This is a genomic window from Pseudomonas sp. (assembly GCF_050739775.1).
Lineage (GTDB): Bacteria > Pseudomonadota > Gammaproteobacteria > Pseudomonadales > Pseudomonadaceae > Aquipseudomonas.
Window position 1 is genome coordinate 66,142 of the sequence record NZ_JBOICA010000018.1, and the last position, 21,434, is coordinate 87,575.

Genomic DNA, 21,434 nt, shown 5'->3' on the forward strand with positions numbered 1-21,434 from the left:
TTTCTGCAAGCCGGCTATTGTACCCTCAGCGCAGCAGAGCGGCGTAGCGATCACAATCGCGGGTATGGTCCATGACCATGCCGGTGGCCTGCATGAAGGCATAGCAAATGGTCGGGCCGACAAAGGTGAAGCCGGCTTTCTGCAAGGCCTTGCTCATGGCCTTGGCTTCATCGGTAACAGCCGGGACTTCACTGCGCAGGCGGAAATGATTGATCTTCGGCGCGCCACCGACAAACGACCACAACCAATCAGCGGGATTTTCCACGGCCAGCCAGGCCTTGGCGTTACGCCGCGCGGCGTTGAGCTTGAGACGGTTGCGGATGATGCCGGGATCAAGCAGCCGTTCCTCGATTTCTTCATCGCTCATCTGCGCCAGGCGCTGCGGATCGAAGCCGAACAATACCTCGCGGTAACGTTCACGCTTCTTCAGTACGGTGATCCACGACAGCCCGGCCTGGAAGCCTTCGAGCAACAACATCTCGAACAAGTGGCCCGGATCACGCTGCGGCGTGCCCCACTCCTGATCGTGATAAGCCTGGTAAAGCGGATCGTCGGTACACCAAAAGCAACGTGGCATAAGGCTCCAAGGGTAGAGGCTCGGGCGAATCGGGTTATACTCCCGCTCTTTATATTCGCAGCCCTAGAAACAGGTGAATTTCGTGAGCCAGCCTACGCCAGCCGTGCGTACCTTCCAAGACTTGATCCTCGCCCTGCAGAACTACTGGGCCGAGCAAGGTTGTGTGGTGCTTCAGCCCTACGATATGGAAGTAGGCGCCGGCACTTTCCATACCGCTACGTTCCTGCGCGCCGTCGGCCCGGAAATCTGGAACGCCGCCTACGTACAGCCGAGCCGTCGCCCGGCTGACGGTCGCTATGGCGAAAACCCCAACCGCCTCCAGCACTACTACCAGTTCCAGGTGGTGCTCAAGCCGAACCCGGCGAACTTCCAGGAACTGTACCTGGGCTCGCTGAAGGCGATCGGCCTTGACCCGCTGGTACACGACATCCGTTTCGTCGAAGACAACTGGGAATCGCCGACCCTCGGCGCCTGGGGTCTGGGTTGGGAAATCTGGCTCAACGGCATGGAAGTCACTCAGTTCACCTACTTCCAGCAAGTAGGCGGCATCGAGTGCATGCCGGTCACCGGTGAAATCACCTATGGCCTGGAGCGTCTGGCCATGTACCTGCAGGGCGTCGACTCGGTCTATGACCTGGTCTGGACCGACGGTCCGTTCGGCAAGGTGACCTACGGCGACGTGTTCCACCAGAACGAAGTGGAGCAGTCGACCTACAACTTCGAACACGCCAACGTCGAGAAGCTGTTCGAACTGTTCGACTTCTACGAAAGCGAAGCGAACCGCCTGATCGAGCTGCAGCTGCCGCTGCCGACCTACGAAATGGTCCTCAAGGCCTCCCACACCTTCAACCTGCTCGACGCCCGCCGCGCTATCTCGGTGACCGCGCGCCAGCAGTACATCCTGCGCGTACGCACCCTGGCCCGGGCCGTGGCGCAAAGCTATCTGCAAGCCCGCGCCAAGCTGGGCTTCCCGATGGCGTCCCCTGAATTGCGTGATGAAGCATTGGCCAAGCTGGAGGCTGCACAATGAGTGCTCAAGATTTCCTGGTTGAACTGGGCACCGAAGAACTGCCGCCAAAAGCCCTGAGCGCCCTGGCTGACGCGTTTCTCGCCGGTATCGAGAAAGGCCTGCAGGCCGCTGGCCTGAACTACACCGGCAAGCAGGTCTACGCCGCACCGCGCCGTCTGGCCGTGCTGATCCGTCAACTGGATACCCAGCAACCGGACCGCAGCATCAACGTCGACGGCCCGCCCCGTCAGGCCGCCTTCGACACTGAAGGCAACCCGACTCAAGCTGCCCTCGGCTTTGCCAAGAAGTGCGGCGTAGAGCTGGCGGAAATCGACCAGAGCGGCGCCAAACTGCGCTTCTCCCAGCACATCCCGGGCAAGGCCACTGCCAGCCTGCTGCCAACCATCGTCGAAGATTCCCTGAACGACCTGCCGATCCCGAAACGCATGCGTTGGGGTGCGCGCAAGGAAGAGTTCGTGCGTCCGACCCAATGGCTGGTGATGCTGCTGGGCGATAACGTCGTCGACTGCACCATCCTCGCCCAGAAGGCTGGCCGCGATTCTCGTGGTCACCGCTTCCACCACCCGCAAGACGTGCGTATCAGCGCCCCGGCGAACTACCTGGAAGACCTGCGCAAAGCTTACGTGCTGACCGATTTCGCCGAACGCCGCGAGCTCATCAGCAAACGTACCGCCGAACTCGCCATGCAGCAGGAAGGCACCGCCATCGTGCCGCCTGCGTTGCTCGATGAAGTGACTGCACTGGTCGAGTGGCCGGTGCCGCTGGTCTGCTCGTTCGAGGAGCGTTTCCTCGAGGTGCCGCAGGAAGCCCTGATCACCACCATGCAGGATAACCAGAAGTATTTCTGCCTGCTGGACATCGACGGCAAGCTGCTGCCGCGCTTCATTACCGTGGCCAACGTCGAAAGCCGCGATCCGAAGCAGATCGTCGAAGGTAACGAGAAGGTTGTGCGCCCACGCCTGACCGACGCCGAGTTCTTCTTCAAGCAAGACAAGAAGCAGCCGCTGGAAAGCTTCAACGAACGCCTCAAGAACGTGGTCTTCCAGGCTCAGCTGGGCAGCGTCTACGACAAGGCAGAGCGCGTTGCCAAGCTGGCCGCGTTCATTGCCCAACGCATTGGCGGCGACGCCCAGCGTGCAGCCCGTGCCGGCCTGCTGTGCAAGTGCGACCTGGCGACCGAGATGGTCGGTGAGTTCCCTGAGATGCAGGGTGTTGCCGGCTACTACTACGCCCTCAACGATGGCGAGCCAGAAGACGTTGCCCTGGCCCTGAACGAGCAGTACATGCCACGCGGTGCCGGTGCAGAACTGCCGTCGACCCTGACCGGCGCGGCCGTGGCCATCGCCGACAAGCTCGACACCTTGGTCGGTATCTTCGGTATCGGCATGCTCCCAACCGGCAGCAAAGACCCCTATGCACTACGCCGTGCAGCGCTGGGCGTGCTGCGTATCCTGATCGAGAAGCAACTGGACCTGGACCTCAACGAAGCAGTGAACTTCGCCGTCACCCAGTTCGGTAGCAACGTCAAAGCTGCAGGCCTGGCTGAGCAGGTACAGGAGTTCGTCTTCGACCGTCTGCGTGCCCGTTACGAGGACGAAGGCATCGACGTCGCCACCTACCTGTCGGTACGTGCACTGAAGCCGGGTTCGGCACTGGACTTCGACCAGCGCGTACAGGCCGTACAAGCCTTCCGTCAGCTGCCTGAAGCCGCTGCCCTGGCCGCGGTGAACAAGCGCGTGTCGAACCTGCTGAGCAAAGCCGAAGGCGCGGTAGCGGCCACGGTCGAGCCAAAGTACTTCGACAATGCCAACGAGTTCTCCCTGTACTCGGCAATCCAGCAAGCTGATCAGGCTGTGCAGCCAATGGCTGCCGCGCGTCAGTACAGCGAATCGCTGGCGCGTCTGGCGGCCCTGCGTGAACCGGTCGACGCCTTCTTCGAGGCGGTGATGGTCAACGCCGAAGACGCCAATGTGCGGGCCAACCGCTATGCCTTGCTCAGCCGCCTGCGCGGTCTGTTCCTGGGCGTGGCCGACATTTCGCTGCTGGGGTAAGTCTTGAAACTGCTGATTCTCGATCGGGACGGGGTGATCAACCAGGACTCCGACGCCTACATCAAGTCGCTGGAAGAGTGGATACCCATCCCCGGTTCGATCGAGGCCATCGCGCAGTTGAGCAAGGCCGGCTGGACGGTGGCAGTCGCCACCAACCAGTCCGGCATCGCTCGCGGCTACTACGACCTGGCAACCCTCGAGGCCATGCATGCGCGCCTGCGCATGCTGGTGGCCGAACAGGGCGGCGAGGTTGGCTTGATCGTTTATTGCCCTCATGGCCCGGACGAAGGCTGCGATTGCCGCAAGCCCAAGCCGGGCATGCTGCGAACCATTGCCGCGCATTACCAGGTGGATCTGGCCGGGCTGTGGTTTGTCGGTGATAGTAAGGGTGACCTGGAAGCCGCATTGACCGTCGATGCTCAACCGATTCTGGTAAAAACCGGAAAAGGCGAGAAGACCCTGAGCAAGGGAATTCCGCAAGGAACATTGATTTTCGATGATCTGGCAGCCATCGCCAGAAAACTTATCCACAAATAGGGCGCCTGCGAACCAGGCGCACTTTTACTAGGCGGGCAAGCCCGCAACGGTACATGCCGCTATGTCGATCCTGCAGGCGATCAGAGTTTTTCTTTTTTACCTGCTGCTGGGTACCAGCTCATTGCTGTGGTGCACCCTGAGCTTTTTTATCGCGCCGTTTCTGCCATTCAGCGCCCGTTACCGCTTCATCAATGTCTACTGGTGCCGCTTCGCACTGGTGCTGGTGCGGGTCTTCCTGAACATCAAGGTCAAGGTCAGCGGGGCTGAAAACATCCCCAAGCAACCCTGTGTGATCCTCTCCAATCACCAGAGCACCTGGGAGACCTTCTTCCTCTCTGCCTATTTTTCGCCTTTGAGCCAGGTGCTCAAACGTGAACTGCTGTACGTGCCGTTCTTCGGCTGGGCCATGGCCATGCTGCGGCCGATCGCCATTAACCGCGACAATCCCAAGGCTGCGCTCAAGCAGGTTGCCAGCGAGGGCGACAAGCTGCTCAAGGACGGTGTCTGGGTACTGATCTTCCCGGAAGGCACCCGTGTGCCGTTCGGCCAGATCGGCAAGTTCTCCCGCGGCGGGACCGCCCTGGCAGTGAATGCCGGTCTGCCCGTTCTGCCGATCGCCCACAACGCTGGCAAATTCTGGCCCAAGCAGGGTTGGAACAAGCGTGCTGGTACCATCGAGGTGGTGATCGGCGCACCGATGTACGCTGAAGGCACTGGCCCACGCGCCATTGCCGAACTCAACGACCGGGCGGCAGCCTGGAACGAACAGGCCCAGCGCGACATGGGTTCGCTACCTGCGCAAGCCCCAAATGCCGCTCAGGGCGTTGCCTGACGATCTGTGGATAACTTGTGCACAAGTATTTCGATCTTTCTCTAAAAAATCAGCTAAGTGATTAATTTACTTACTTATTTCTCTGTGTGATTGTTTTCTGAAAATCGTGCATAAGTTTTCCAGCGGTATAAAAAAACCGGCGCTTGCGCCGGTTTTTTTGTACCCGTGGAAACTCAGACCTTGTCGATATCCACATCACGGGTTTCTTTCAGGCAGAACAGCCCGACCACCAGACTGACGCCGGTGATCAGCACCGGATACCACAGCCCATAGAAGATATCGCCGGTGTACACCACCAGGGCAAACGACACCGTGGGCAGGAAGCCGCCGAACCAGCCGTTGCCGATGTGATACGGCAGCGACATCGAGGTGTAGCGGATCCGGGTCGGGAACAGCTCGACCATCACTGCCGCCAGCGGGCCGTAGGTCATGGTTGCGATCAGAATCATGGCGACGATCAGCACCACCACCATGGTCTCGTTCACACTGGCAGGATCAGCCTTGGCCGGATACCCCGCCTTGTCGATGGCAGCCCGCAACGCCACCTCATCGAAGCCGTTGATGCGCTGGTCACCCACGCTCACCACTACTTCGCTACCGGCAGCGACGGTTTCAGCGCTGTAAGGCAGGCCTTGTTTGACCAGGAATGTCTTGACCTTGTCGCACGGACTGTCAAAGCGCGCCTTACCGACCGGATCAAACTGGAAGGTGCAGCTTTGTGGATCAGCCATGACCACAATCGGTGCCTGACGACTGGCGGTGTCGATCTGCGGGTTAGCGTAGTAACTCAGGGCCTTGAACAACGGGAAGTAGAGCAGGGTGGCCAGCAGCAGTCCCAACATCAGGATTGGCTTGCGTCCGACCCGATCCGACAACCAGCCGAAGAACACAAAGAACGGCGCGCCGATTACCACGCTGATGATCAGCAGGGTATTGGCCTGGGCCGGGTCCATCTTGAGCATCTGGGTCAGGAAGAACAGCACGTAGAACTGCGCGGTGTAGAAGGTAACCGCTTGCCCTGCGTTGATGCTGAACAGGGCAGTGAGCACCACCTTGAGGTTGGCCCAGGAACCAAAGGACTCACGAATCGGCGCTTTACTGGTCTTGCCCTGGGCCTTCATTTTCACGAAGGCGGGCGATTCGTGCATGCTCATGCGGATCCAGGTGGAGATCGCCAGCAGCACGATCGACAACAGGAACGGCAGGCGCCAGCCCCATACTTCGAACTGATCGCCACTGATGTAGCGGCTGCCCAGCACGACCAACAGCGACAGCAGCAAGCCAAGTGTCGCCGTGGACTGGATAAAGCCGGTGTGGAAACCGCGCTTACCCGGCGGCGCATGCTCTGCCACGTAGGTCGCCGCGCCGCCATACTCACCGCCCAGCGCCAAGCCCTGGAGCATACGCAGGATCACCAGAATGATCGGTGCGGCAATACCGATGCTGGCGTAGGTGGGTAGCAAGCCGACCGCGAAGGTCGACAGACCCATCAGCACGATGGTCACCAGGAAGGTGTATTTGCGGCCGATCATGTCCCCCAAGCGACCGAACACCAGCGCACCGAACGGCCGCACCAGGAAGCCTGCGGCAAAGGCCATCAAAGCAAAGATAAAGGCAGTGGTGTCGTTCACCCCGGCAAAGAACTGCTTGCTGATGACCGCGGCCAGTGCCCCATAGAGAAAAAAGTCATACCACTCGAACACCGTCCCGAGGGATGACGCGAAAATGATCTTGCGCTCTTCACGGCGACTGTTGCTTACCGTAGCGGCGCCCTGCTCCTGAATGTAATCCGACATCGTTGCTGTCCTCGGCCTCAAGGCCCCAGTGATTATTCTTGTTGTTCCACTGTCGACGCCGGCAGACCGCGTCCGGCGTCGTTGTTGCTACGCACCCTGGTCAGGGCGTCGGTACTGCGCTTTGTTCATCGATCCGAGCTGTGGATAACATCTCCCGGGTAATCAATTGCGCCGCTTTTTCGGCAATCATCAAGGTAGGTGAGCAGGTATTGCCGGAGACAATCTGCGGCATGATCGAGGCATCAGCGATACGCAGCCCCGGCACGCCGTGCACACGTAGCTGGTCGTCGACCACGTCCAACGGCCCGTTGCCCATCCGGCAGGTGCCGACCGGATGGAAAATGGTGGTGCCGATCTGGCCGGCAGCTTCATGCAGTTGCTCTTCGCTTTGCAGGTCTGGCCCAGGCAGGTATTCGCGCGGGCTGAACGCAGCCAGGGCAGGGGCCTGGACGATCTTGCGAGTGAGGCGAATGGCCTGGGCGGCCACCCGTAAGTCTTCTGGGTCGCTCAAATAGTTGGGATCGATCAGCGGCGCATCGTCCGGGTTGGCCGAACGGATATCGATACGTCCGCGGCTAGCCGGGCGCAGGTTGCACACCGACGCGGTAAAGGCCGGAAAGCGATGCAGCGGCTCACCGAAGCGCTCAAGCGATAGCGGCTGTACATGGTATTGCAGGTTGGCTGAGGCCTGTTCCGGCCCGGAGCGGACAAACGCCCCCAGCTGACTCGGCGCCATGGCCAGCGGGCCGCTGCGGTCGTATAGATAGCGCAGGCCCATGCCCAGCTTGCCCCAAGCGCTATTGGCGACCTGGTTGAGGGTGCGTGCCCCACTGACCTGGTAGATCAACCGTAGTTGCAGGTGGTCCTGCAGGTTGCCACCGACACCCGGCAATTCGTGACGAACCGTTATCCCCAGGCTTTCCAGCAAACCACGCGGGCCAATGCCGGAGCGTTGCAGGATACCGGGAGAGCCCACCGAGCCAGCGCAGAGGATGATCTCGCGGCGGGCGCTGAAGTTTTGCCAACTGCCTTGCCAACGCGCTCTTACCGCTGAGGCACGACCTGCGCCGAGGATCACCTGATCGACCAGCACATCCGTCAGCACAGTCAGGTTGGGGCGGTTGAGTACTGGGCGAAGAAAGGCCTTGGCCGAATTCCAGCGAACCCCGGAACGCTGGTTGACCTGAAAGTATCCACAACCCTGGTTATCACCGCCGTTGAAATCGGCCAAGCTGTCGATGCCGCTCTGTGCAGCCGCTTCACGGAAGGCATCGAGGATCGGCCAAGAGTAACGTTGCTGTTCGACCCGCCACTCGCCTTGATTACCGTGGGCATCACTGGCGCCGCCGAAGTGGTTTTCGCTGGCCTTGAACAGCGGCAACACGTCTTTCCAGGCCCAACCGGCGTTGCCTTGCTCGGCCCAGCGGTCATAGTCACCTGCCTGGCCACGCATATAGATCATGCCGTTGATCGAGGAACAACCGCCGAGCACCTTACCCCTTGGATAACCCAAGGCACGCCCTTTGAGACCTGCCTGGGCTTCGGTCTTGAAGCACCAGTCGGTACGCGGGTTACCGATGCAGTACAGGTAACCCACCGGAATGTGAATCCAGGCATAGTTGTCTTTACCACCCGCTTCGAGCAATAACACTCGGCAGCCCGGGTCGGCAGACAATCGATTGGCCAGAAGGCATCCGGCAGGACCGGCACCCACGACCACATAGTCGTAGACAGGATCGGCTGATGGCATGGGCAACCTCGCGCCTGATTATTATTCTTGTCGTGGTCCATGTTATTGATTAATTTCGAGATGAAAACGTTAGATTTCACTCAAGTGCTGTGCGTTTTAACACAACGTCCGTGAACACCTGATTCACAAGGAAAAGCATGTTCGACTGGAATGATCTGCGGTTTTTTCTCGAGTTGCAGCGTAGCGGCCGCCTGCTGACAGCGGCCAAACGCCTCAACACCACCCACAGCACCGTGGCCCGGCATATCGACAATATCGAGCAGAGCCTGGGCACCGCCTTGTTCGTCCAGCACGCCCAAGGCTACGAACTGACCCCATCCGGCCAGGCCCTGCTCAAGCATGCCGAAGCCATGGAAAACGTCGCACTGCTGGCCCAGGAAGAGATCACCCAGGCCATCACCCCGTTAGGCAAGATCCGCCTGGGCGTCACCGAAGGCATCGGCATCATGTTCTTCACCCCGCGCATGGGCAGCCTGTTCGAGCGCTATCCGGGGCTGGAGGTGGAACTGGTCGCCGTGCCGCGCTTTGTCAGCATCCTCAACCGCGAGGCGGAAATCAGCATCCATCTGGAGCGGCCCAATGCTGACCTGCTGATCACCCGCAAACTCACCGATTACCGTCTGGCGCTGTACGCCAGCCGCGAATACCTGGCCCAGGCGCCAGCGTTGCATCACCGCGAGGACCTGGCCAAGCACAGCTGGATCGGTTACGTCGACGACCTGTTGTTCAGTCAGGAGCTGCTGTTCCTCAACAGTTTCTGCCGGGCACCGAATGTGGCGTTTCGCAGCACCAGTGTGATCGCCCAACAACAGGCGGCCCGTGCAGGCTTGGGGATTGCCGTGCTGCCCAACTACATGGCCCGGCATGACCCGGCGCTGGTGCGGGTGCTGCCCAGTGAAACCATCCAGCGCAGCTACTGGATCTGCACCCGCCGCGAACTGCACAAGTCAGTACGCTTGCGGGTGGTCTGGGATTTTCTCCTGGCACTGTGCGCGCAAGAGCAGGAGGCTTTGCTGGCGGAGTAGGGCTCAAGCGCTCAGGGTTTTCACCACCAGCAGCAGCGCCGCGCAGATTCCGACCGCAGCGAACAGCTGCTGCAGGCGCGGACCGGCCAGGCGACTGGCAAATTGTCGGGCGACCAGCAGCCCCAACACGGCGCCGCCGGCAAAGGGGGCGCCCACACTCCAATGCATTACCCCGCCGACGCTGGCGCTGATCACGCTACCGGTAGATACCAGGGCAATCACCGCCAGCGAGGTGGCGACGATGCTTTTCATACCCAGATTGGTGTAGCGGCTCAGTGCCGGGATGATCACAAAGCCACCGCCGACACCGAGCAAGCCCGACAGCAGCCCGGACAACGCACCGGTGAGCGCCAACGCACGGGCACAGGGCAGGGTCCAGCGCAGGCGCCCCTGCAAGGGGTTGAGCACGCACGGCATGACCATGCGCTTGCCCAGCGGCGGCTCACCGCGCAGCTCACGACGCGCCTTGAGCAGCATGCGCGCGCAGGCATACACCAGCACCATAGCGAAGGCCAGGGCCAGCGGCGCGTTGGGAAGTTGGTGTGCCAGCATCAGTCCAAACGGCGCCGCCGTGATACCGATCAGCGCCACAAAGACGGCAGCCCGATAACGCACCACACCTTGGCGCAATCCCAACACCGCACCGACAGCCGCAGCCATACCAACGGCGAGCAGACCGACCGGCGCAGCCTCGACCATCGACAGGCCCAGGCCGAAGACCAACAGTGGCACGGCCAGAATGCCGCCACCCGCGCCGGTCAACGCCAGTACCGCACCAATGATCGCGCCCAGTCCTGCAGCAACAAATGGCTGTTCGATCACTGCCGAACCTCGGCCGATGCTGCCTGGGGTTTGGCCAACCACTCACGTCCCTTGAGCATGCAGCGCCAGTACAGCGGCGGCAGGATCTGCGCCTTGAGCAGCCAGGCCAGACGTGTCGGGCGACGGCCATCGAGTAGCCAGCGTGGGAAGCTCGGCGCCAACTTGCCGCCATAGATGAACTCGGCGAGCACGATCTTGCCGCGCTCGACGGTCAGCGGGCAGGAGCCATAGCCATCGTAATGCGCCAGCTTCGGCAAACGGCCGAGGGCGACCAGCACGTTATTGGCCACCACCGGCGCCTGCTTGCGCGCGGCAGCAGCGGTCTTGGCATTACTGGTGTTGATCCCGTCACCCAGGGCATGAATGTTGGAGAACTGACGATGACGAAGCGTTGCCGGATCGGCATCAATCCAACCGGCAGCATCGGCCAAGGGGCTATTGCGAATGAAATCGGGGGCTACTTGTGGCGGGACCACATGCAGCATGTCAAACGGTTGAACACAGGTTTCGCTGCTGCCATCGGCCAAGGTTCGAACAAACGTGGCCTGCTTGGCCGGGCCATCGACCGCAATCAGACGATGGGAATAGCGAAGGTCCACGGCGTACTTATCGATGTACTCCATCAGGGCAGGCACATAGTCCGCCACCCCAAAAAGCACAGCACCGGCATTGAAGAACTGCGCCTGGATGTTTCCCAGGCGACCATTGCGCAACCAGTGATCGCACGACAGGTACAAGGCTTTCTGTGGCGCGCCCGCACATTTGATTGGCATTGGCGGTTGACTGAACAGCGCGCGGCCTTCGCGCAGGTTCTGCACCAGCTGCCAGGTGTAAGGTGCCAGATCATAGCGATAGTTGGAGGTCACGCCATTGCGGCCGAGGGTTTCACTCAGGCCGTCTATAGCATCCCAATCAAGCTTGAGACCTGGGCAAACCACCAACTGCTCATAGCTCAACAAGCGTCCGTCATTCAACCTCACCGCTTGTGCATGAGGGTCAAAGCTTTCGACCCTGGCCTTGATCCAGCGAACACCGGACGGGATGGTCGACGCCATGCTCCGCGCGGTACTGGGCGCATTGAAGATACCCGCACCGACCATCGTCCAGCCGGGCTGATAGTAATGGGTGTCGGCCGGGTCAATGAGGGCGATATCCAGCGACGGGTCGCGACACATCAAGCTTGAAGCCACGGCGATACCGGCAGCCCCCGCGCTGACAATCAGGACCTTGTGATGATCGCCTTTGAGCGATGTGGTTTGAGCAGGCATGGCAAGGTATTCCTTTAATAATAATTCTGGGTACTGCTCAGAGCACGTTAAGCGGGATCTTCAGGTAGCGCACTCCGTTGTCTTCGGGTTCGGGCAGTTGGCCGCTGCGCATGTTGATCTGCACTGAAGGCAGAATCAGCACCGGCATTTCGAGGGTGGCATCACGGGCTTCGCGCATGGCGACGAAACTGTCTTCGCTGATGCCTTCGCGTATATGAATGTTGCTGGCGCGCTGTTCGGCCACGGTGGTCATGTAGCGCAACTCGCGGCCACCGGGCAGGTAGTCATGGCACATAAACAACCGCGTATCAGCGGGGAGGGCGAGAATGCGCTGGATCGAGCGATACAAGGTGCGGGCGCTGGCACCGGGAAAGTCGCAACGGGCTGTGCCGTAGTCAGGCATGAACAGAGTGTCGCCGACAAAAGCGATGCTTTGTCCCTCGACCTCCACTACATAGGTCATGCACGCCGGGGTATGTCCTGGAGTGTGCAGGGCACGCGCCTGCAGGTTGCCGATGGTAAAAGGCTGCTCATCGTTGAACAGCACGTCGAACTGGCTGCCATCGCGGGCAAAGCCACTGTCGGCATTGAACAGCGCGCCAAAGACTTTCTGCACTTGAGTGATCTTGCTACCGATTGCGATCTGACCACCCAGCATCTGTTTGAGGTAAGCCGCGGCAGACAGGTGGTCGGCGTGCACATGGGTTTCCAGAATCCACTGCACCTTGCCGCCCAGTTCATTAACCCGGGCAATCAACTTGTCTGCTGAAGCGCTGTTGGTTCGGCCGGACTTGGGGTCGTAGTCCAGTACGCTGTCGACCAACGCACAATCACCGCTGCCACGATCCATCAGCAGATAGCTGATGGTCGAGGTTACGCTGTCGAACAACGCTTCCACATACAAGTTGCCGCCGATGATCATTACTGCTCTCCAGAATATCCAGGTGCCATAGCTTCGAGCCTTGTGGGCATACATCAAGATATGTGCCACCGATTAAGTAGGCCTTTTCTGAGCTGAGGCATCGACTTCATTGGCTGTTGGCGGCCAGACCCGTGGCAGACTGCCGCTTTTACTGTCAGGTCATGGCAGTCCCTGGCAGTTTTTGGCAGTCCCTCTTGCCTTCAGTTAAGCTGCTTGCATGCTTTCCCTGGTGCCTTATGTCCTATTCTTCGCGAAATATTCCCGATCCCGCTGTCCAGGCGCTGGTGTCTTATCTCGAACACGACGCTCAACCGAGCATCGTGCTGGATACTGACTACAACATTCTCGCCGCCAACGCTGCCTATCAGCGCCAGTTCGGTGTTGAAGGCCAGCCCCCCATCGGCGGTAAATGTCATAGGGTTTCCCATCACTATGCCGTGCCGTGCGATCAGGCCGGCGAGCTGTGCCCGATGCGTAAGGCCTGGGACAGTCGTACTCCAGAACGGGTGCTGCATGTCCATCACACGCCACGCGGCCCTGAGCATGTCGACGTCGAATTGCGGCCGATCCTTGATCAGCAAGGTGAGGTGGTGGCCTTTGTCGAGCGTCTGACCAGCATCGCGGTGGCTTCCGCCCAGCCTCAGCAACAAGGTCTGGTAGGGCGCTCAGCAGCGTTCAAAGACTCTTTGTCGAGCTTGCAGCGGGCGGCGCCAGCACAGATTCCGGTGCTGCTGCAGGGCGAGTCCGGTACCGGCAAAGAACTCTTTGCCCGTGCCTTGCACCTGGGCAGTCCACGCGCCAACGGTCCCCTTGTGGTAGTCGACTGCACTGGCCTGACCGAGTCGTTGTTCGAAAGCGAGCTGTTCGGTTACGAGAAGGGCGCTTTCACCGGCGCATTGCAACGCAAGATCGGCCTCGCCGAAGCGGCCCATGGCGGCACCTTGTTTCTTGATGAAATCGGCGAAGTGCCGCTGGCCATGCAGGTCAAACTGCTGCGCCTGATCGAGTCCGGCAGCTTTCGTCCTGTCGGTAGCCTGCGTACGGTCCATTCGGATTTCAGGTTGATTTCGGCCACCCACAAACCACTGAAGGCAATGGTGGCGACAGGCACCTTCCGTGAAGACCTCTATTACCGTATCAGCGGTTTCCCTATTCGATTACCTGCACTGCGCGAGCGGGTCGATGACCTGCCCTTGCTGATCGAAAGCCTGCTGCAACGCATGGCTGGCAAATCCGCACCTCAGGTCGATAGCGAAGTGTTAAAACTGCTCGGCCTTCACCGCTTTCCCGGAAACATCCGCGAGCTGCGCAACATCCTCGAACGGGCGCGGTTGTTTGCCGACGATGGCGTTATCCGTGCCGAGCACTTGCCGGTAGATATGCGAAGCGGGATGGATAATCCGCAAGCGCCGGTGCGGCGGCGCAGCAAAGCAAACCTTGGGCAGCTGGCCCAGGCCCTGGAGAGCTTTAACGGATCGCGCAGTGAGTTGGCCCGCCACTTGGGCTTGAGTGAGCGAACCCTTTACCGACGCTTGCGCGAACTCGGGCTTTGATCCCTCAGAAACGACAAACCCCGGCATTGCAGACGTCTTTTATGGGGCTCGTTCATGGGCGGCTGAGCCCACTGTGGTAAGCGCCGCAGACGTACTATTAAAAAAAATTATGGAAGCTAATTTGCCGGTCGAGGACAGGTACCTCAACATTACCCCCTGTAAAGCCGCGAATATCCGCGCTACCCCTTTCTGAATCTCAACACTCCGCATGAATCCACGTATCTACCTGCTCGCTATCGCCGCTTTTGTGGCGGGAGTCGATGAGAACCTTGTCGGCGGCATCCTGCCGCTATTAGCCCACGAGCTCGACGTATCCCTTAGCGCTGTCGGTCAGTTGACCACGGTCTTTTCCCTGACTTTCGCGCTCTGTGCAGCTCTGCTGCTGGTCATGACCGCGCGCGTGGAACGACGCACTCTGCTTTTCGCCGCACTAATGATCTTCGCGGTGGGCAACCTGGGCTCGGGGCTAGCGGTGAATTACTGGATGTTGCTGGTCTTCCGGGTCATTAGTGCGGCCAGTTGCGCGCTAGTCGTGGTGCTGGCCTCGATCACCGCGGCAATGCTTGCCAGCACAGAGCAGAGAGGGCGCGCCATCGGTATTGTGTTCATGGGCATCAGTAGCTCACTGGTGCTCGGCATCCCGGTGGGTATCGCCCTGGGCGAGACCTTCCACTGGCGGATGCCCTTCCTGCTGCTGGCCTTGCTGGCGCTTGCCATCGGCCTATTGCTGCGGGGGGTGTTGCCCAGGTTCCCGCGTCGATCACCCATAACGCTAGCGGACTACTGCAGCCAGCTGCGCAACCCCACGATCATGCTGGGTCAACTCGTCACAGTGTTGCTGCTAGCCGGCCATTTCGTGCTGTTCGCCTACCTCGCCCCATACACGCAGCAAACCCTAGGCATCAGCGGGGTGCCTCTGAGCTACTTGTACTGCTTCTTCGGCTTGGCCTCCATCTGCGGGGGGTACTGCGGGGGATGGCTGTCGGATCGGGTCGGCTCCAAATGCGCACTTCTGGTGGTCCCTGCGCTGTTCACTCTGGTGATGGCGACTTTGCCATTCGGACGGAATTCGCTGATCACATTCCTGCCGCTCTATGCGCTATGGATGGGGCTCAGTTGGACCATTTCTCCGGCGGTACAGAACTACTTACTGCAAGCGGCACCGGCCGCTGGTGAGGCCAATCTGGGGATCAACACCTCAGCCATGCATCTGGGTGTTGCTTTGGGGGCCGCCATTGGCGGAATCGTTATCGCCGAGGGTAACCTACTGCTCACTCCGCTGGTTGGCGCGCTGGTGTCGGCCTTGGCCTTGGTTGCGGCCTGCTTGTGTCTCTTCCTGGCGAGAGAGCCGATGGAGTTGTCCACCCCACGCGGCAATCTTTAAACTAATAGAGGGGATGACTGGCAACCTGGTTTTCGTAGAAACCAGATTGCTTACAGGACCCTGTGGTACGCACGGATGAATGCGCGGAGATGATTGTCATTGAAGCGGTAGTATCCGCTGCGGCGTCTCCCCAGGGCGCCACTGCCACAATCCGCCATCATTCATGAGGACAATGGTCATACTTGAGCCTGCCGCAACGCAAGCTACCTGGCCGAGCATGCGCACTGGCTCGATGGAAAATCCACTGCCCCACAGCCACAAGCTGTCGTCTTTGCGGATCACTGCAGAGTGGGCGGCTCCCGTGGCAATGGCTTTGGCGTCGGAGAAAAGGCGCCCCCATCGCGTCGCCTTGTCGCCAAGCCCATGCCGTGACAGTGGCCCGTATAGATTGCCACCCGTGCCCATCACCTCACCCCGGCAAGACAGGTAGAGCGCATGGCCGGTATGTGCCTTGATGTCACTTACATCGCTTGCGACCTGGATAAACTGTGACGTAGGGATCAAGCGAATGTGGCCATCACCAAATTGGCCGCGGTTTCCTTTGCCACGCGCGAAAAGTTCCCCGCTTGTGGTCACGTAATAATCGGCGCCGTCGCCTACGGATGTTGCGCGGACATTCTCAGCGATTCGCCTTGGTCGTCCTGTATTGCGGACATGCCAGAGCGTCCGCTTGGAGTCGATCGCGAGAACCCCCGAATCGCCAGCGGCGAATTGGGTAATGCCATGCATTAGCGTGATGGCCTTATCGGACCTATCGACCGACATCGTCAACTCACCGTTCGCTAGCAACGCGTAGAACGCGTCCCTACCGACGCCCACCTGCACGGCCGATGTCTGGATGAGTGTTTGCGACGAGCTATCGGTCCAGCCCCATGCGATGCCATCAATGATAGCCATGTGGCGGCCGTAGTATGAGGCCAGCTCCGGGCATGAGCTATCGGCAGCAGCGAGGGGCGGCGCAAGAAAGGCAAAATAAAGGACAAATCGCGAGCACCAGATCTTGAGCTGCGGTGCTTTGTTGCCGATACAATGCTCGGGTTTCGACGCGAAGAGGGTTCGGCGGTGAACTCTGCTTATTGAGGCCGTCATGAATGTTCGGAGGATAATTGCCAAGCGTTAGTCCTCATTACAAGGCTCGTAGCCATGTTCGTGATAGGTCGGTGAGGCCACCTACCCCACTCGTGTTGCCGCTTGATGAAGTCGATTTACCAAGATATTCACCATGATCTGCGAGAGTCCTCCTCCGATTTTGACCGTGCAGAGTTTGAATCTTAGGTCCTGGATGCGTGGGGACGACCCTTGGTCAAGAGAGGCCGGTATCTCAGCGAAAAGACGAGTACTGATCACCCCAACCTGAACCCACCCATCTGCCGCGTAAGTTCATCTGCCAAGCGTTGCAAAGTATGGCAGTCTTCGCGACACGCCCGAATTTCCCCAGCCGTGGTTCGCGCCAGGTCGGAGATGCCCTGCACATTACGGTTGATCTCTTCCGTCACCACCGACTGCTCTTCTGTGGCGGTCGCCACTTGATGGTTCATATCACTGATCCGCTCGACTTGCCCGGTAATCACCGTCAGCGAAACGCCGGTCCGCTGGCTGGCTTCGACGCCGGTGACGGTCGCGGCTTGCCCGAAGTGCATTGACGATACCGCGCTTTCCGCCCCCCGTTTGAGGTCGTGGATCATTTGCCGGATCTCATCGGTGGAACTCTGGGTCCGTCGCGCTAGGGTCCGCACTTCATCTGCAACGACCGCAAAGCCACGGCCCATATCGCCGGCACGCGCCGCTTCAATGGCTGCGTTTAGAGCCAACAAGTTGGTCTGCTCGGAAATTCCGCTAATCACCGCAAGTACCTGGTCAATTGATGCCACTTGAGTGGCCAGCTCGCTGACAGCGCCAGCGGCATGACAGATTTCGTCAGACATGCCCTCGATATGCGCAATAGACCCGCCCACTGCTTCGCGAGCCTGCAACGCTTCATCCCGCGCCGTCTGCGACGCCATGGCGGCATGGCTGGCATTCTGGGCGATTCCCTGCACGGTGAGCCCCATTTCATGCACGGCAGTCGCGACCGTATCGGTCATTACCTGCTGGCGCCCAGAACGTTCGGCAGTGTTTTCCACCACCAGAGCCACCTGTCCCACCGCTTTATGCAAGCGCTCACTGGTCGCCAGGACTTCGCCGATCAACTCACGCTGGCTGTCAAGAAACCGGTTGAAGCCTCGCGCCAAGTCACCCAACTCATCGGCCCGTGAGGCGTCGAGCCGGTGAGTCAGATCACCACCACCGCTACCAATCGCGACCAATGCCCCTGTTACCTGGCGGATTGGCCGCACCAACCCGCGCGTCAGTACCACCACAAGTAGCAGGCTGGCCAGAGCCACGGTCAGGCCAATCACGCTGGTAAGCCACATGGCTTGGCGCGCTTCAGCGTAAATCTGCGACTTGGGCACTTCGGCCACCAGTGTCCAATTGAGATCTCGCAGCGGCAGGCTCAAGGCCAGATAGTCTTCCCCATCCCGCTGAAAGCTGCTGGTGAGGCCTTGATGGCCCATCACTGACTCAGCCGCAGAGCTGCCGATCAGCTCGGAGAGCTGGCTTTTGCCACTGAGATCGGTTTGCGGATGAACCTGGATAAAGCCGTCGGAACGCACGAGATAGACCTTGCCGCGCTCACCAAAACTGTAGTTATGAATCAAATCCGACAACTCGCGCATGCTCAGCCCCACGCCGGCGACGCCCAGCACTTTCCCGGCCTGCTCGACACGAACGTCGATGAACAGGGTCAACTCGCCGGTGCGTGTGTCTGTGTCGATATTCAGGATGAACGGCTGGCCGCTGTCGAGAAAGGAATAGAACCAGGCATCAGACGGAATATTGCGACTTAAAGTCCGCTCGAGGCCTTTTTCGGTGTAGTAATGACTGGTCGCAGATGCCGCGATCAACGTAGTAAAAGCTTTGTGTTCAGTGCGAACACCATTCAGATAACGGATAAAACTATTCGTTTGCGCTTCATTTTCCTGCCCTGCCAGCCAATCACGCACCAGCGTGTTACTGGCTATATCCTTCGCAGCAGCCAGCGGCTGAACCAGAATCCGCTCAATATCGTTGCGTATCGCTTCTATGCTCGACGGTAGCGCCTTTTCCAGAAGATAGCTCTGGGCCAAGCGATTAACCACCACCGTATAAATGCCGACCACAAGCAAAATACTAACCAGCAGGGCAGTGCCCATGCTCAGGATCAACTGCCATTGAATACTGCGTCGCCAGAAATGCATGAGCCCCCCAAAAAATTATAAGAGGCTGTGATAAAGCAACAGCCACGACCGTATACAACAGTCAGCAATACTTATCTGAAAAATAATTTAGTTGTAGCCAACTAAAAAATCAAAAACAATTTTTAGTAACGTGTATTTTCACCGCAGGCAAGACCACCCTTGCGTTTTACACAAATTATTAGCAATGAGTGGTCGAGCCTATTACTCCACGATCAGCGAAGAGATTTTTTGCTCTCAGAAAAACTTAGGGTCGCAATACTGAGAGTGAGAAATGATATTTTTCCAACACGCAAAAAATATCCTCGCGGCCACCAGGCATTAATTTTCATACCGCGCTTAAGTTGCTTGACGTCACTTACATTGTTCAATACCGATGCGCAGAAATCCACGCATCGGTACGATTGCTTTCATCGGGCTGGTAAGTAGTCTGAAGTTATAGCTGTAAGATATTGGACTTTGTATCTTAGGTTTACAGATGCCACTCCAAATTTAGAAATGGCGTGTTTTGCTCGGTACCAGGTGTGTTGGCAGAGTTGTTGCCGAATTTGTTCTTCCAATATTCGTAGCCCACTCCGGCAAAAAAAGTGTCTTTTTTGCCAAATGTTAGCTGACCCACGTCCACTAGTAAGGCTGCGTGCACGAGCGTTTCACTCACAGTGTCATTCCCGAAACCGTCCTTCCCCTTAGGAGGTATGAAGTTGGCAAAGCCTTTAAACTTTAGCGGCACGGAACCGAGCTGGAATGGAATGCCCCAGGATGTTTCAAGGTAATAAGTGTCATCGAAGCGGACATCGTGCTCTTGAGCGAACGATAAACCGTTGTGGTTGTTCTCGGAACGGTACATTACGCTGAAGTCCCAGAATCCAGGCACATCGAAATTGATAGTTGGGCCAATGACGAGCATTCGTTTCGCGGGGGCGAAGTCAGTATTTTTGGTGTTCCAGTCCACACCACCCGATAGTGACCAGTCACGAACAGGCCCCCAGGCAAAATTCTGGCCAGAAATCTTATTGAGTGAAAGCTGATGGCGATAGACCACATAAACCTCGGTCGCACCATCGTTACTGCCTTCAGCGGGGTCGGTGCTATCGGAAAAAAGCACCTGTACATTGAGGAAGTTACTACCGTATTTGTATCCGTCAACATGGGTAAATTCGAATATATTCTTGGCGATCTCATCATCGATACCCGGTTCGCTAAAGCGAGTGCCATACAAATAACTGATGGAGTTATCGCTCCAGTCAGCTGCTTGCACTGATGTGACCGCGCTCAGCAACAGAGCGCTAACGGCGAAGGCATTGCGGATAAACAACTTGCGGTTTTGCATATTTTATTTCCTTGAGTAATCATCCCTTTCGGCCAGTAGGGACTAATTGTTTTTATATTTGCCGAGGAAATTTCGCAGTTGTACAAAAAGCTCTGAAAAATTTAAGGTTCCACTCAATATTCTAATGCAGTGCATGCTCCCCCACTAAGTTAGGAAAACCCAGAAGGCTAAGAGCGTCATGAGTTCACGGGTTTGTAATCTATATAGTTACTAAGACATTTTTCAGATAAGTACCCTCCGTAATGGTTCAAGCGAGGGCAGGTAAGTGGGCTCCCTAGGAAAGAAAGTCCTACCTTTATCGTGCTACAAGTGATAAAAAAGTAACCCGACGAGGTTTTTGGGGAGCAACCAGCTATCGTCGGGTTACAAAAGCAGCGCTGTGCTCAGCACCGCTGTGGATCGGGTTTAGAACTTTAAGCGCCGCCTCGGAAACACGACACACCCCAGGCCGTCAGCTTGAATGGCAAATGGTAGTGTTGGCGGATATCGTCCAGGCCGAAGCGATAAATCAATTCATCAAGGAACGGTACATCTGGCAACGCCATGCCTTGTTCACGATAGAACGCGGCCACTTCGAGTTGTACTTCATAAACACCGGCGCTGAAGCGCTCGGCCAAATCACTCAACTCGATCAGCAGGCCATTGCCCGCAATATGACCGCTGCACACCGACTCGCCGTTCAATCGTCGCACAGTCACTCGTAACCCCTGAGCGACCTTGCCGCTTGCCACATCCACTACATGGATAGAAACTCCACCGTTCACTTCCAGAATCCCACATGCGCCTGGGCTGCTTCTGCTTCAAGCATCGGCCCGAACACCGGGATCTGCCGTTGCCCACGGGCGAAGACTTCGCGGCAGGGCAACGAGAACGTTGGGTTTTCTGGATGATCGCCGGTCAGTCCAAGCAGTGCATGTTCGGACAGCGCATAAACCACGCGACCGATACCAGTCCAATAAATTGCCCCGGCGCACATGCAGCAAGGCTCGGCGCTGGTGTACAAGGTGCATTGTGCCAAGGCTTCTGGACTAAGTAATTTGGCAGCTTTGGCAGCCGCAGCCAATTCAGCATGTTGAGTTGGATCACCTTCGGGCGGCATCGAGTTGTTGCCGGCACTGGCAATAATTTTGCCGTCCTGATCTGCTACCAGCGCTGCGAATGGATGACGGCCTCGGGCCTTGGACTCTTCTGAAAGCAGGATCGACTGGCGCAACAATTCAAGATCAAGCTCGGTGATGCCTGCTGAAGCAAGTGGGGTGAAACTGGTCATGAGGACCTCCTT

Annotated in this window: 18 protein-coding genes and 1 pseudogene; 7 read left to right on the forward strand and 12 right to left on the reverse strand. The window is 58.4% G+C overall.

Going from position 1 to position 21,434, the window contains the following annotated elements; genetic code table 11:
- Positions 1 to 25: 25 nt before the first annotated feature.
- Positions 26 to 577, reverse strand: coding sequence for a DNA-3-methyladenine glycosylase I (locus ACRESH_RS11635; RefSeq protein ID WP_431742130.1), 552 nt, complete (start codon positions 575 to 577; stop codon positions 26 to 28).
- Positions 578 to 659: 82 nt separating this feature from the next.
- Between ACRESH_RS11635 and glyQ the strand changes: the two genes are divergently transcribed.
- The 4 genes from glyQ to ACRESH_RS11655 all read left to right on the forward strand — a co-directional run bounded on the left by glyQ (position 660) and on the right by ACRESH_RS11655 (position 5,027).
- A complete protein-coding gene (gene glyQ, locus ACRESH_RS11640; RefSeq protein ID WP_431742131.1) occupies positions 660 to 1,607 on the forward strand; it encodes a glycine--tRNA ligase subunit alpha in 948 nt (315 codons plus the stop codon).
- Positions 1,604 to 3,658: a glycine--tRNA ligase subunit beta gene (glyS, locus tag ACRESH_RS11645; RefSeq protein WP_431742132.1), complete on the forward strand. Its 2,055-nt coding sequence runs from the start codon at positions 1,604 to 1,606 to the stop codon at positions 3,656 to 3,658. The genes glyQ and glyS overlap by 4 nt, the downstream gene beginning before the upstream one ends.
- 3 nt (positions 3,659 to 3,661) lie before the next feature.
- Positions 3,662 to 4,195, forward strand: a complete 534-nt coding sequence (gene gmhB, locus ACRESH_RS11650; RefSeq protein ID WP_431742133.1) for a D-glycero-beta-D-manno-heptose 1,7-bisphosphate 7-phosphatase — start codon at positions 3,662 to 3,664, stop codon at positions 4,193 to 4,195.
- Positions 4,196 to 4,256: 61 nt separating this feature from the next.
- Positions 4,257 to 5,027, forward strand: coding sequence for a lysophospholipid acyltransferase family protein (locus ACRESH_RS11655; RefSeq protein ID WP_431742134.1), 771 nt, complete (start codon positions 4,257 to 4,259; stop codon positions 5,025 to 5,027).
- Positions 5,028 to 5,200: 173 nt separating this feature from the next.
- On the opposite strand, the gene ACRESH_RS11660 is transcribed toward ACRESH_RS11655, so the two are convergent.
- Entirely contained in the window at positions 5,201 to 6,823 is a 1,623-nt protein-coding gene (locus ACRESH_RS11660) for an MFS transporter (protein WP_431742135.1), read from the reverse strand.
- 100 nt (positions 6,824 to 6,923) lie between these two features.
- Entirely contained in the window at positions 6,924 to 8,573 is a 1,650-nt protein-coding gene (locus ACRESH_RS11665; protein WP_431742136.1) for a GMC family oxidoreductase, read from the reverse strand.
- Between the two features lie 137 nt (positions 8,574 to 8,710).
- Here ACRESH_RS11665 and ACRESH_RS11670 point away from each other — a divergent pair, with 137 nt between their 5' ends.
- Complete coding sequence (locus tag ACRESH_RS11670) at positions 8,711 to 9,598, forward strand: LysR family transcriptional regulator (protein WP_431742137.1); 888 nt, start codon at positions 8,711 to 8,713, stop codon at positions 9,596 to 9,598.
- A 3-nt stretch (positions 9,599 to 9,601) separates the two neighbouring features.
- On the opposite strand, the gene ACRESH_RS11675 is transcribed toward ACRESH_RS11670, so the two are convergent.
- Genes ACRESH_RS11675 through ACRESH_RS11685 form a run of 3 tightly spaced genes read right to left on the reverse strand, consistent with a single transcriptional unit; the run spans position 9,602 to position 12,610 of the window.
- Positions 9,602 to 10,420, reverse strand: coding sequence for a sulfite exporter TauE/SafE family protein (locus tag ACRESH_RS11675; RefSeq protein ID WP_431742138.1), 819 nt, complete (start codon positions 10,418 to 10,420; stop codon positions 9,602 to 9,604).
- Positions 10,417 to 11,688 carry an NAD(P)/FAD-dependent oxidoreductase gene (locus tag ACRESH_RS11680; RefSeq protein WP_431742139.1) on the reverse strand — a complete coding sequence of 424 codons (1,272 nt, stop codon included), beginning with the start codon at positions 11,686 to 11,688 and terminating at the stop codon, positions 10,417 to 10,419. Before ACRESH_RS11680 ends, ACRESH_RS11675 begins: the two co-directional genes overlap by 4 nt.
- A 37-nt stretch (positions 11,689 to 11,725) precedes the next feature.
- Complete coding sequence (locus ACRESH_RS11685) at positions 11,726 to 12,610, reverse strand: MBL fold metallo-hydrolase (RefSeq protein WP_431742140.1); 885 nt, start codon at positions 12,608 to 12,610, stop codon at positions 11,726 to 11,728.
- A gap of 236 nt (positions 12,611 to 12,846) precedes the next feature.
- Here ACRESH_RS11685 and ACRESH_RS11690 point away from each other — a divergent pair, with 236 nt between their 5' ends.
- Positions 12,847 to 14,163, forward strand: coding sequence for a sigma-54 interaction domain-containing protein (locus ACRESH_RS11690; protein WP_431742141.1), 1,317 nt, complete (start codon positions 12,847 to 12,849; stop codon positions 14,161 to 14,163).
- Between the two features lie 208 nt (positions 14,164 to 14,371).
- Positions 14,372 to 15,547 (forward strand): MFS transporter, encoded by a 1,176-nt coding sequence (locus tag ACRESH_RS11695; protein WP_431742142.1) that lies wholly within the window; start codon positions 14,372 to 14,374, stop codon positions 15,545 to 15,547.
- Between the two features lie 96 nt (positions 15,548 to 15,643).
- On the opposite strand, the gene ACRESH_RS11700 is transcribed toward ACRESH_RS11695, so the two are convergent.
- The 6 genes and pseudogenes from ACRESH_RS11700 to ACRESH_RS11725 form a co-directional block, all read right to left on the reverse strand.
- Positions 15,644 to 16,660, reverse strand: coding sequence for a hypothetical protein (locus tag ACRESH_RS11700; protein WP_431742143.1), 1,017 nt, complete (start codon positions 16,658 to 16,660; stop codon positions 15,644 to 15,646).
- Between the two features lie 230 nt (positions 16,661 to 16,890).
- Positions 16,891 to 17,631, reverse strand: coding sequence for a methyl-accepting chemotaxis protein (locus ACRESH_RS11705; RefSeq protein WP_431742157.1), 741 nt, complete (start codon positions 17,629 to 17,631; stop codon positions 16,891 to 16,893).
- A 123-nt stretch (positions 17,632 to 17,754) separates the two neighbouring features.
- Positions 17,755 to 18,825, reverse strand: a pseudogene (locus ACRESH_RS11710) (HAMP domain-containing protein); the annotation flags it as partial.
- A gap of 469 nt (positions 18,826 to 19,294) precedes the next feature.
- Positions 19,295 to 20,152: a hypothetical protein gene (locus ACRESH_RS11715; protein WP_431742144.1), complete on the reverse strand. Its 858-nt coding sequence runs from the start codon at positions 20,150 to 20,152 to the stop codon at positions 19,295 to 19,297.
- A 413-nt stretch (positions 20,153 to 20,565) separates the two neighbouring features.
- Positions 20,566 to 20,916, reverse strand: coding sequence for a hydroxyisourate hydrolase (locus ACRESH_RS11720; protein WP_431742145.1), 351 nt, complete (start codon positions 20,914 to 20,916; stop codon positions 20,566 to 20,568).
- Entirely contained in the window at positions 20,913 to 21,422 is a 510-nt protein-coding gene (locus ACRESH_RS11725) for a deaminase (protein ID WP_431742146.1), read from the reverse strand. The genes ACRESH_RS11720 and ACRESH_RS11725 overlap by 4 nt, the downstream gene beginning before the upstream one ends.
- Positions 21,423 to 21,434 lie beyond the last annotated feature (12 nt).